The sequence below is a fragment of the Pleomorphochaeta naphthae genome (assembly GCF_055396005.1).
The window spans coordinates 1,130,425-1,142,652 of sequence record NZ_AP042457.1; the positions used below are offsets into that span (position 1 = coordinate 1,130,425).

Annotated in this window: 13 protein-coding genes; 9 read left to right on the forward strand and 4 right to left on the reverse strand. The window is 27.8% G+C overall.

All coding sequences use genetic code 11. From position 1 onward, the window contains the following. The first annotated feature begins 7 nt into the window (after positions 1 to 7). Entirely contained in the window at positions 8 to 832 is an 825-nt protein-coding gene (locus tag ACZ5SO_RS05195; protein WP_464627262.1) for a metal ABC transporter permease, read from the forward strand. Here ACZ5SO_RS05195 and ACZ5SO_RS05200 read toward each other — a convergent pair. Both ACZ5SO_RS05200 and ACZ5SO_RS05205 read right to left on the reverse strand, forming a co-directional pair. Then, entirely contained in the window at positions 822 to 1,868 is a 1,047-nt protein-coding gene (locus ACZ5SO_RS05200) for a hypothetical protein (protein WP_464627264.1), read from the reverse strand. The genes ACZ5SO_RS05195 and ACZ5SO_RS05200 overlap by 11 nt on opposite strands. After that, positions 1,865 to 2,113, reverse strand: a complete 249-nt coding sequence (locus ACZ5SO_RS05205; protein WP_464627265.1) for a TIGR03905 family TSCPD domain-containing protein — start codon at positions 2,111 to 2,113, stop codon at positions 1,865 to 1,867. Before ACZ5SO_RS05205 ends, ACZ5SO_RS05200 begins: the two co-directional genes overlap by 4 nt. A gap of 135 nt (positions 2,114 to 2,248) precedes the next feature. Between ACZ5SO_RS05205 and ACZ5SO_RS05210 the strand changes: the two genes are divergently transcribed. The 3 genes from ACZ5SO_RS05210 to dinB are packed head-to-tail and all read left to right on the forward strand — an operon-like array spanning position 2,249 to position 5,949. Then, positions 2,249 to 3,721, forward strand: coding sequence for a UDP-N-acetylmuramoyl-L-alanyl-D-glutamate--2,6-diaminopimelate ligase (locus tag ACZ5SO_RS05210; protein WP_464627266.1), 1,473 nt, complete (start codon positions 2,249 to 2,251; stop codon positions 3,719 to 3,721). Then, a complete protein-coding gene (locus tag ACZ5SO_RS05215) occupies positions 3,714 to 4,784 on the forward strand; it encodes a D-alanine--D-alanine ligase (RefSeq protein WP_464627268.1) in 1,071 nt (356 codons plus the stop codon). The genes ACZ5SO_RS05210 and ACZ5SO_RS05215 overlap by 8 nt, the downstream gene beginning before the upstream one ends. Continuing rightward, the gene (gene dinB / locus ACZ5SO_RS05220; protein WP_464627270.1) at positions 4,774 to 5,949 is read left to right on the forward strand and encodes a DNA polymerase IV; all 1,176 of its coding nucleotides are present in this window, start codon (positions 4,774 to 4,776) and stop codon (positions 5,947 to 5,949) included. Before ACZ5SO_RS05215 ends, dinB begins: the two co-directional genes overlap by 11 nt. Here dinB and ACZ5SO_RS05225 read toward each other — a convergent pair. Beyond that, complete coding sequence (locus ACZ5SO_RS05225; RefSeq protein WP_464627271.1) at positions 5,946 to 6,758, reverse strand: undecaprenyl-diphosphate phosphatase; 813 nt, start codon at positions 6,756 to 6,758, stop codon at positions 5,946 to 5,948. The genes dinB and ACZ5SO_RS05225 overlap by 4 nt on opposite strands. 357 nt (positions 6,759 to 7,115) lie before the next feature. On the opposite strand from ACZ5SO_RS05225, the gene ACZ5SO_RS05230 reads away from it, so the two are divergent. Then, positions 7,116 to 7,556 (forward strand): hypothetical protein, encoded by a 441-nt coding sequence (locus tag ACZ5SO_RS05230; RefSeq protein WP_464627272.1) that lies wholly within the window; start codon positions 7,116 to 7,118, stop codon positions 7,554 to 7,556. Between the two features lie 69 nt (positions 7,557 to 7,625). Beyond that, a complete protein-coding gene (locus tag ACZ5SO_RS05235; RefSeq protein WP_464627274.1) occupies positions 7,626 to 8,774 on the forward strand; it encodes an EAL domain-containing protein in 1,149 nt (382 codons plus the stop codon). Here the strand turns inward: ACZ5SO_RS05235 and ACZ5SO_RS05240 are convergent. Further along, positions 8,757 to 9,272: a flavin reductase family protein gene (locus ACZ5SO_RS05240; protein ID WP_464627275.1), complete on the reverse strand. Its 516-nt coding sequence runs from the start codon at positions 9,270 to 9,272 to the stop codon at positions 8,757 to 8,759. The two genes, ACZ5SO_RS05235 and ACZ5SO_RS05240, sit on opposite strands and share 18 nt — an antisense overlap. Before the next feature lie 223 nt (positions 9,273 to 9,495). On the opposite strand from ACZ5SO_RS05240, the gene ACZ5SO_RS05245 reads away from it, so the two are divergent. The 3 genes from ACZ5SO_RS05245 (at position 9,496) to serS (ending at position 12,226) form a co-directional block, all read left to right on the forward strand. Beyond that, positions 9,496 to 10,002: a tRNA (cytidine(34)-2'-O)-methyltransferase gene (locus ACZ5SO_RS05245; protein WP_464627276.1), complete on the forward strand. Its 507-nt coding sequence runs from the start codon at positions 9,496 to 9,498 to the stop codon at positions 10,000 to 10,002. Between the two features lie 53 nt (positions 10,003 to 10,055). Continuing rightward, positions 10,056 to 10,871, forward strand: coding sequence for a pyrroline-5-carboxylate reductase (proC, locus tag ACZ5SO_RS05250; RefSeq protein WP_464627277.1), 816 nt, complete (start codon positions 10,056 to 10,058; stop codon positions 10,869 to 10,871). Between the two features lie 74 nt (positions 10,872 to 10,945). After that, the gene (gene serS, locus ACZ5SO_RS05255; RefSeq protein WP_464627278.1) at positions 10,946 to 12,226 is read left to right on the forward strand and encodes a serine--tRNA ligase; all 1,281 of its coding nucleotides are present in this window, start codon (positions 10,946 to 10,948) and stop codon (positions 12,224 to 12,226) included. The last annotated feature ends 2 nt before the right edge of the window (positions 12,227 to 12,228 follow it).

Consider the following 12,228-nt stretch of genomic DNA (forward strand, 5'->3'; position numbering starts at 1 on the left):
GAAAATCATGTTAGATATTATTTTAAATTATCATTTCATTCAAAATGCTATTATTGCTTCAATACTTTCGAGCATAATTTGTGGAATAATTGGAACAATTATTATTGAAAAAAAACTAATACTTATGGGGGGTGGTATAGCACATACCGCTTACGGCGGAGTTGGATTAGCCTATTTATTAAATTTCAACCCATTAATTGGAGCTCTCTCTTTTTCTTTAATAGCGGCTCTTGGAATTGGGAAAGTTAGAAAAACGAATGTAAAGCATAGTGAGATAATAATAGCTTTATTTTGGTCCCTTGGTATGGCCTTAGGAATCCTCTTTATTTCATTTATGAAGGGATACCCACCAGATATGAGTTCATATCTATTTGGAAATATTTTAAGTGTAACTGATAGTGACTTAATTCAGATGGGCGTATTAACATTTTTAGTTTTAGCTATTTTGATAGTTATTTTTCAAGATTGGAAGATTTATCTTTTTGATGAAGAAATGGCTAAAATAAATGGATTAAATACTACTTTCTTAGAATACACTCTATTGATTCTAATAGCCTTCTCTGTAGTTATTTTAATTAGAGTATCAGGTATTATAATGCTAATTGCTCTTTTATGTGCGCCAAGTGCTACTGCGGCTTTAATTAGTGAAAAATTAAATTCAAGAATGATAATATCCATATTAATCGGACTATTTAATTCTTTATTAGGCTTATATATTTCTTATGTCTTAGACATCGCATCAGGAGCTTCAATAGTTATTTTTTCAACTCTAGTATATGCTTTTGTCTTCTCAATTCAAAAAACAAAATTGATTAAATCAATTAAAAACTAAATATAGAATTAAACCCAATGCTAAAGCCATTCGACAAATCTGTATATGTGTTAATTGGAACTATAAAATCGAGTGATAAGGATAAATTATTTGTTGAATAGACTAAGGCATAGGTTGAATTGCCTAAATCACTATCAATTTTGAAAATATCAGTGAAAACTGGTTTTAATTCATAGTATCCAACTCTAAGAGCTAAAGATTTATTATTGCTCAATTCTAGTTTTAGCTCATTTCCAATTCTAAATTCTCTATAATCTGGATCCCCAATTTTTACTAAATCAATAGAAATTTTATATAATAAATTATTTAATTCGTTAGTGTCACTATATGTATTGCTCACATAAGTAAAACCTAAACTAGTTTCTTTTAAATATGATATTACATTATTAGTAGTCGATTCTGTTAAATCTAAATCAGATTCACTTAAAAGGGCAAAACTTAAATTTTCGAAAATATCAAACCGAAGGGCAAAGCTTAGAGAAAAAAAGTCAGAACTATCTAATGTTGTATATTCTGAGAAGAAAGTATTAACTATATAATCAGATAAAAAAAACAAATTATTTCTAATTTCAAAATTTCCTCTTTTAGCAATAGAGCCCCCCTTCAATCTCATACCAAAATCTACTACATTTAATTTATATCCCCAGTCTAGCTGCAGAAGGAATGTATTATATCCAATATAATGAAGAGCATCATCATAATACTCTCTATCCTCTAAGCTCGTTTCTAGATTTAAAGTTAAACTTAAGTTTGATCCAAAAAATTGAACACCCATAATCATAGAAGGATATTGAAAAAATCCCAATGTGGTATTAATTTCATCTAAATTAACCTGCTCATCTATTGTAAAATAAGTAATTATTGAAGGATCACTCTCTGATCTATTTGCTAAATTTGCAGGATTATACCATACACTAACATCTGCAATACCAGCTCTTCCTAATCCAACTAAACTTAAAGATAGAATATCAACTTCATTAGCAAATGCAAAATTACAGGTAAGCATGAACAACAAACTTAAGATAACTTTTTTCACTTTAATTCCTTTAAGGCCTTAGCCAATTGATCTGGACAACTAGTATTTTTATTTCCACAAGTTATCCCCTCAAGACGCTCAATAATTTCATCAACACTCCTTCCTAAGCATAGAGATGAAACACCTTTAGCATTACCATCACAACCTCTTACAAAATCTAATTTTGTAATAATATTATTATCATCAACACTGAGGTGTATTTCTTTAGAGCAAGTACCATTAGTTTTATAAATCATATTTTTCATTTTACATCCTCATAATACCATATTTTAGTAATAATAATAAATATATACTTATTTTTATAAGAAATCCAACCTTAACATTATACAATATATTTAAAAATATTGCAGATTGAATTTAAAGTGTGATATTGTATATACATGAATAGCTTAAATCTTGATGAATATTTATATGATAGTTACTATTTTCAATATCCTATTGATATTGAAGTAACTTCAATAACTTTTAATTCTAAAGAAGTAAAACCTAAAAGTATTTTTGTAGCCATCAAAGGATTTAAAGTTGATGGAAACAAATATATTGATGAAGCTATTGATAAGGGAGCCTCTCTAATTATAAGTGAAAGCCTTCCTACTAAGTCATACCGTGATGTCGGCTTTTTAATAGTCAAAAATGCTAGAAAAGCCTTAGCTACATTATCTAGAGTGTTATATGATTTCCCTGACAAAAAATTAAAATTAATAGGTATTACTGGAACAGATGGAAAAACTACAACAGCTTATATAACATACAAACTATTGAAAGATTTAAAATATAGTGTAGGACTAATTAGCACAACTAACATTGACACTGATAATGTTTTAAAAGATTCCCCATATAGGCAGAGTACTCCTGATGCAAATATTCTTTTTTATTTATTAGAAAAGTGTGTTTTAAGTGGGAAACAATATGTTGTAATAGAAGCTACATCGCATGCCTTATCTTCATTTTTTTCTCGATTAGATGGCTTACAATTTGATGCAGCTATAATTACAACTATTACTCAAGAACATCTTGATTTTCATAAAAGTCAAATTCAATATTTAAAAGCAAAATTAAATATTGTAGATAAATTGAAAGATCAAGGTTTTTTTATTACTACAAGAAATAATTATAAGCTTAAAGAATGTATAGATAGGGCTAATTCCTTAAATAAAAAAACTTACATTGTTGAAAATTTAATCAATTATAAAATTTTAAAAAACAATGAATTATCACCATTATCTATAATATTTAAAAATAAAATTTATCCTACATCATTTTTATTGCCAATTTTCATTTCAAATGCCCTATTGGCCACTTTATGTGTTAATATTCTCACTAAAACCTCTATAGAGACATTACTTAGCAATTTAAATGATATAGATTTTATAAAAGGAAGATTTAATATAATTGAAAATAAAATTAATAGAACTATTATTGTTGACTTTGCACACACAAGTGATGCTTTTGACAAGCTATTATCATATCTAAACCTTTTAAATAAAAGAATTCTAATCCTCTTCGGTTCCGGTGGTGAAAGAGATGTTCAAAAAAGATATAAAATGGGTAAAGTAGCTGCTAAATATTCATCACATATTGTATTAAGTGAAGAAGATCCAAGATATGAAGATAATTTAAAAATTATGGATGAAATTGAAAAGGGAATTATTAAAGTAAATAATTGTGCTAAAGTTTATAAAGTTAATAACAGAGTAGACGCTATAAAGAAGATGTTTGAAATCAGTAAAAAAGATGATATTCTTCTTTTTTTAGGCAAAGGGCATGAATCATCCATTGAGAGAAAAGGTATAAAATACCCTTATGATGAAACACAAACGATTAAAGAGGTAATTAAAAATATATATGGATAAATTTTTTAAGAATAAAAATATTGCACTAATTTATGGAGGAAGATCTCCTGAACATGAAGTTTCTATAAATAGTGCTAAAAGTGTATATCCAATCTTACAAAACTTATTTAATAAAGTTTATTTACTTGGAGTCTCAAAAAGTGGCACTTTCTACCTCCAAAATTTAAATTCTTCACTAAACATTAATCCTAATTTTTGTATTGAAGACACTATTTTAGAAAAACAATTAATTACCTTTATACCATCAAAAGGTATATATTTTAATTCTCATAAGATTGATATCGATTTAGCCTTTCCTTTAATACACGGTAACGAGGGAGAAGATGGTAAACTTCAAGGTCTTTTAGATATTATGGATATTCCATATACAGGCTCATCTGCTACAAGTAGTGGTATTTGCATGTATAAAGAATTAGCAACCCAAATTGTTAAAGCTCATAATATTAGAACAATTGAAACCATTGTTTTATCAAAATCAGATAAAATTCACCCTATCGAATATTACCAAAAAAAATTATCACCACATCTTTTTATTAAAAGTGAAACAACAGGAAGCTCTATAGGAGTTACATCGTTAAAATACGTGACTCAAGAATTATTTGATAAGGCAATAAATAAAGCTTTTAAATATAGTAAAAGAGTTTTAATCCAACCTTTGATGGAAAATATTAAAGAAATTGAAGTAGCCATTTTAGAGAGAGAAAATAAAATTCTTTTAGCCTCCAACCCAGGATTAGTTGTTAAATCAAATATGCAAGAAATTCTTTCATATGATAAAAAATATGGATCAATAGATAGTGCTTATATTGATCCTAAATTGATTAAAGATGAAAAATTAAAAAAAGAATTAAAGAACACTGCAATTAAAATTTTTAAGGCTTTAAATCTATCTGGATATTCAAGAATTGATTTTTTCTATAAAGACAATTTAATATTTTTTAATGAAGTAAATACAATACCAGGTTTAACTGATAAATCACACTACCCAGTTTTAATGGAAAGCTCTTTTATAAGTTTTCAAGAAGCCATTTATGAAATATGTAGGAGAGCATATGAGCAATAAGGTTTATTTTCATGTTGACTTAGATGCTTTTTTTGCAGCTGTAGAAATATTAGATAACCCTTCTCTTAAAAACAAGCCAGTAATCATTGGAGGAAGTGGGAAAAGAGGCGTTGCATCTACTTGTAATTATATTGCAAGAAAATATGGTGTACACTCTGCTATGCCTATGTACAAAGCTTTAGAATTGTGCCCACATGCTGTAGTTTTGAAAGGTAGGCATGAAAGGTATTCACAAAAAAGCAAGGAAGTTATGAATATATTCAAAGAGTTTTCGCCAACTATACAACAAGTTTCAATCGATGAAGCTTTTTTAGATATGAGTGGAACAGAAAAACTTTTTGGTCATCCTTACCAAGTAGCTTTAAAGCTTAAAAAGAAAATTAAAGATAAAACGGGCTTAACTATTAGTGTTGGCATTGGCCCTTCAAAGTTAATTGCAAAGTTAGCTAGTGATTATAATAAGCCTGATGGTCTTTGTATTGTAGATCAAGATAGAGTTATAGAATTTATAGATGCTGTAGGCTTAAAGAAACTTTGGGGAATTGGTAAGGTTACTCAAAAACTTTTAGATAAAAGACATATAAAAACAACTCAAGAATTAAGAAGTTATAGTTTATCTTTTTTACAAAATGCTTTCGGACAATCAATGGGAGATTACTTATACAAAGTTTGTCGTGGAGAAGATCCAGGAATATATTGTGGGAAACCAAAATCTCATTCTATCTCTACAGAGAGAACCTTCCCTAATGATGTAGCAGATATTAACGTTTTAGAAACATATTTATTGGATATGAGCCATGAAGTTCTATTTAGATCGATTGACGAAAAACAAATGGCAAGGACTATAGCAATAAAAATTAGATATAGTGATTTTTCAACTGTCAGTGCTCAAATTACTCCAAGTGAACCAATTTATTGTGCAGAACAAGTATATGAGCATTCTAAAGTTCTATTTAAGAAAAAATGGAAAAAATTACCAATTAGATTACTTGGAGTTGGCCTTTACCAAACATATAAAGGTGAGTCTCCATACCAAGAAGAATTATTTAATGAAGAAAATAAAAAGCGAAGAGCCTTAGAAAAAGTTGCCCTTGAACTTCAAAAAAAGGGACAACACCTAACTAAAGCTACTTTATTAAAAAATAAAACAACAAATCTTGATTAAAAGGCAAACACTAAAGTTACAATTATCGAAATTATTATTCTATACCAACCAAAAATAGAAAAGTCATGTTTTCTTACATAATTTATTAAAGCTTTAATAACAAGCATAGAAACAAGAAAAGAAACTAAGGTGCCAACAAATAAGACCCAAAGTTCTAAACTAGTATAGTTATACCCTAGTTTAATTAGCTTTAAAAAAGAGGCTCCCACCATAACAGGAATTGCCATAAAAAATGAAAACTGAGCTGCCGTTGTTCTATCTATTCCAATGATTAATCCTCCCAAAATAGTAGAACCACTTCTACTTGTCCCAGGAATTAGGGCTAAAGTTTGAAAACACCCCATTTTAAAAGCATCTAAATAAGTAATTTGTTCAATATTATCAATTTTGATTGCTCTATTTTTATTCCACTTTTCTAATAAAACATAAATTACGCCATAAAAAAATAACATAGCTGCAATCACTTGCCAGGTTGATAATACTTCATCAATAATATCATCAAGTAATAATCCGAAAAATATAGCGGGAATTGTGGCAACTATGACTTTTAGCCAAAGTACCAAACTTGCTTTATTTTCGTTTTTTGATTTTTTTGAAGAAATAGGATTTAGGGTATTAAAATACAAAACTACAACAGCCAAAATTGAACCTAATTGAATAACTACCATAAATAGTTCTTTAAAATTATCACTAAGGTTTAAAGTTAATAAATTGTCTAATAACAACAAATGCCCAGTACTACTAATTGGAAGCCATTCAGTGAAGCCTTGTACAATCCCAAAAATTATTGACTTAAATATTTCTACCATAATGAAATTCAATATATCAAATAACTATCAATAAATCAATAAATTAGATTTAATTAACATTTTGAGTTATGAACGATTAATTGATATAAATTTAAAGCATTCATTTATATAATATATATTTATCATTATAGCTTATAAGGTACAAATATTTTGATTTAAAATAAATATTTATTTACTTTTCATCAGTGCTATGATACTTTTTTTTTAATAATAGATAGTATAACAACCATAATAGTATATTAAAAATAAGTTATTTAAATTGAAAAAAATATTATAAACTAACAATAATTTTTATATGATTATTATTTTTTTTATATATGTATATTAAATTAAATTTAGGAGATTAAATTTTAGCTCATGAAAAAAAGATATTCTTCTCTTCTACTAAATATATTAATTTATGTTACATTTATTTTTTTTAGCCTAGCAATAAATACATTTGTATATTTTACTGGTGGTACTTCTTCTTCATGGGCACAATTAAATTACATTCCAATTATTGCAGCAAGTTATTTATGGGACGAAAAACATAGTATTATAGTTGCAATAATTCTAGGGCTTATCTTAGGACCTTACATGCCTTTAGATAGGAGTTTAGGTATAATGCAAGAACCTCGAAATTGGATTTTTCGACTTCTTATCTATGTAGGTATTGCCTTTATAACAGGTATCATTTTCAAAAAAAATAATCATTATGAAAAAATTATCAAAGAAAGTTATCTTAGAAGTCATTTCAATGGTCTATATAATACTAATAAACTTATACCAGATTTAAATACCTTAATGCTTAAAAACTAAAATTTTCATCTTGTCTTTGTAAATATTTTAAATTTAGAAGAGTTTAGTAAATATATTGATTATAGAATAATGAAACATATAGCTCAATATTGTATTAGTAAATTTGAAAACGTATTTAAATCACAAGAAATTTATTCTATTACTACTAATGAGTTTTTGTTGGTTATAAAAGATGAGAGAGATGAATCAGTTAATATTAAAATTTTTAATTACTTACAGCATTTTGCTAAATCAACAGAAATAGAAGGTTATTTATTTAAGATAATAATTAAAATAGGTCTTATAAAATATGATGGAGTTAAAATTGATCCTATTGAACTATTTAACAAAGCTAGAATTGCAGCGGATCAAGGGAATGATAAAATTTCTGGATGCTTCATTTATGATAATGAATATGAAGAAAAACGAAAATTGGCTAATGAAATTTCCGGTTCTTTATTTAATGCAATCGCTAAGAATGAACTTTATTTAGTTTTTCAACCTGTCATAGATATTAGAAATAATTGTATTTCAAGCGGTGAGACACTTATTAGGTGGAATCGCGGTGAAAGACAACCTGTTGGTCCTAATATTTTTATTCCTATTGCGGAAGAAACTGGTTCAATTAAATTATTAACAAAATGGATTTTAATTCAATCTTTAAATAGTTATCTCTCTTTAAAAGAAAAAGGTTTAGATATTAAATTTTCAATTAATATTACAGCTAATGAACTATTAGATGACTCTTTTATTAAATGGGCAAAAGATTTTATATCTAGCAAAGAAGTGAAAGATTTGAATTTCGGAATAGAAATTACGGAGAGAGTATTATCTAAAAATAACAAAAAAATTAATGAGATACTAAGTCGCTTACAAAAAAAGGGTTTTATTATTGAAATTGATGATTTTGGTACTGGATATAATTCTTTGATGACAATCTCTGAAATACCATATGACATTATAAAAATTGATAAATATTTCATAGATAGGATACATGATGAAAGCATCAAACTGATAATTGAACACATTATTAATGCTTGCCACGAAATTGGAGGACAAGTAATAGCGGAAGGAGTAGAAACTAAAGAACAATACATGATTTTAAAACAGTTAGACTGTGATAAAATTCAAGGATATTATTTTAGTAAGCCCCTATCCTTAACGATTTTTATGAATATTGTACTTCTTTTGATATTAATAATTATATTTAGTAAGTTTATATTATTTAATAATATATGAACTTACAATTTCTCCATAATAGGCGATATGGAAATCACTATCTTCAGCTTGTGGATAAAAATTATCTTTTATAATTGGCAACAGTGCATTTTTGTCATGTAATTGTTTATAAACAACTTTACACTCTAGTGTTAAAGGTAGTTGCTTAATTGCAGGAGCATTCACTTTATCACTTTCAATCAATTCAAGACCTAAATCTTTAACTTTATCACAATCTCTACCAGATTTTGAACCACAATAATTTAGAATTTTTTTATCAACATTATTTTGTGCAATGTTTATTGTAAATTCCATAGATTCATCTAACATCTTTTTTGTGTATCTACTACCTCTTACAAAGACAATAAAATGTGGTTTTCCCCAAATTATAGTAAGAGCACCCCAAGAAATAGTCATTGAATTAACTTTATCTTGATTTTTAGTAGTTAATAAAACACCCGAATTTAATTGATTCATGATTTCTGTCGCATTATCTAATACACTAATTTCTTTTTTCATATCATCTCCTTAAATATTATTAAATATTCTTATTTTAAATGTACAAAATCTACTTGTATGTTACAAGAAATATATATATAAAAAATAAGTTTTAATTTAATCTTGTTCATAAAACAAAAAAAATAATTATATCTATACGAATAAATTGATTATTTTTTTTAGGTTGCTTGATAACTCCTTATAATAGTGATATTTTTCTATTATATTTTAGGAGTATTTAGTCATGTCATTAAATTTAGTTCTTTTTGAACCAAGAATCCCACAAAATACTGGGAATATAGTTAGAACGTGTGCTGTTATTGGTGCGAATTTACATTTAGTTCATCCTCTTGGCTTTAGCGTTGATGAAAAACATGTTAAAAGAGCAGGCTTAAATTATTTTGATAAGGTAAATGTTACCCAATGGGAAAATACAAAAGTATTTTTAGATGCTAAAAAGAATGAAAAACTTTTTTTCTTTACTACAAAGGCTAGATTATCATATCATCAAGCTAAGTATGAAAAAGAAGGCGATACTTATTTAATCTTTGGAAGAGAAGATAAGGGAATTGATGAACATATTTTAGTTGAACATAAAGATGAATGTGTAAGAATTCCAATGCTTAAAGAGTTGAGAAGTTTAAATTTATCAAATTCAGTGGCCATCGCTGCATATGAATATCTAAGACAAATTGATTTTTACGGCCTAGAAGAAAAAGGAAATCTACACACTTTAAAGTGGGATAATTAGCCTATACATTATCTTCAATTTCAAATATTGTATATTAAAGGAGCATCATTATTATGGATAATATTGGTTTTATTGGTCTTGGGAATATGGGGTCTGCTATATTAAAATCACTTGCAAAAAACACAAAAGATAATATGTCTATTGGTATCTTCGATACTTGTAGCAACAAAGTAGAAGAACTCTCTACTACTCTTACAACAGATCAAGTAACAGTTAAAGGATATTCTTCTATTGAGGATTTAGTTAAAAATTGTTCAATAGTTATTTTATGTATAAAACCACAAGTCTTCTCTAAAATAAGTAGTGATATTTTCTTTGCAAATACTAACGATTGTTTGTTTATATCAATTTTAGCAGGGGTTACAACTTCAACTTTAGCAAATGAATTGAAAAGTGATAGAATTGTTAGAGTTATGCCAAATTTAGCGGCTAGATGCGATAAAGCTGTTACAGCAGTTACTGCATATGAGAAAACCAATGAAGTAGATAAAAATGAAGCTTTCAAAATTGCCCAAAGTTTTGGTAGTGCTTTTTTCTTAGATGAAGATAAATTTAGTGCTTTTATTGGAATTAGTGGATCTGCCATTGCTTTTGTTTTTGAATTTGCTCATGCTATAGCCTTAGGTGGAACTCATGAAGGAATAGCTTACAATACTAGTTTAGACATTGCTTTTGAAACAATGGAAAGCGCTAGAGCTCTCTACCAAGTTGATAAGGAAAATCCAATAAGCCTAATGAGTAAAGTGTGCTCAGCAGGTGGCACTACTATTGAAGGTATAAAAACTTTGAGTGAAAATAAATTCACAAGTGCTGTAATGAATAGTGTAATAGACGCTTCAAAAAAATCTAAAGAATTAGAAAAAAGATAAATAATTATCTAGTACATTTTTTTTAAAACTATTATTATAATATATATAAATTTCAAATCACAAGGACAAAGACCATGATTGATTTAAGAGAGCTGAAAAGCCGAAAAGACGAAATTTCATTAAACATCAAAAACCGTTTTATGAATGTAGATTTAGACAGTATCTTAGCTTTACAAGAAGAAAGAGCTAACCTACTACATAAAAGTGAAGAGCTAAGAAGCCAACGTAATTTAAACGCTTCTAAAATGAAAGGCAAATTAGATGCAAGTGTTAGAAGTGAACTAATAGCACAAGGAAAAGCTCTAAAAGCAGAAATAGCTGAAGTTGAAGAAAAATTAAAAGAAACTAATGATAAATATAATTCGCTTACTAGAACTATTCCAAACTATGCTCATCCAAAAGCCCCAATTGGTAAAGAAGATAAAGATAATACTGCTATAAAATTCTTTGGTGAACCTAAAAAATTTCCTTTTAAACCTTTAGATCATGTCCAACTAGGTGAAAAACTAGACATTTTAGATTTTGAAAAAGGTACAAAAGTTTCTGGTCCAAAATTTTATTATGTTAAAAATGAAGCAGTTATTCTACAAATGGCTTTAGAAAGATATGCAACTGATATATTAATGAAAAAAGGATTTACTCCTTTTATCACTCCAGATGTTGCTAAAGAAGAAATTTTAAATGGAATTGGGTTCAATCCTAGAGGAGCTGAAAGCAATATTTATACTATTGAGAACACAGATACTTGTTTGGTTGGTACTGCTGAAATCACTCTTGGGGGTTATTATAGTAATGAAATTCTAAACAAAGATGATCTTCCTATAAAGATGACAGGTCTATCTCATTGCTTTAGAAGAGAAGCTGGTGGAGCAGGACAATATTCAAAAGGATTATATAGAGTACACCAATTTTCTAAATTAGAAATGTTTGTTATCTGTCTTCCCGAAGATAGCGATAAAATTCATCAAGAACTTTTAGAAATTGAAGAAGAAATTTTCTCTTCATTAGAAATACCTTATAGAGTCGTAGACACTTGTACTGGCGACTTAGGTGCTCCAGCTTATAGAAAATTTGATATTGAAGCTTGGATGCCAGGCAGAGGTGAAAGTGGAGAATATGGTGAAGTTACATCAACTAGTAACTGTACAGATTACCAATCTAGATCTCTTCAAATTCGTTATAAAGATGAAAATAATAACACTCAATATGTTCACATGCTAAATGGTACTGCAGTGGCTCTATCAAGAGCTATAGTAGCAATTTTAGAAAATTTCCAAAATGCAGATGGTTCAGTATCTATTCCAAAAGCTTTAGTTCCTTATACACATTTTGATGTTATTAAAGCAAAAAAGTAGGT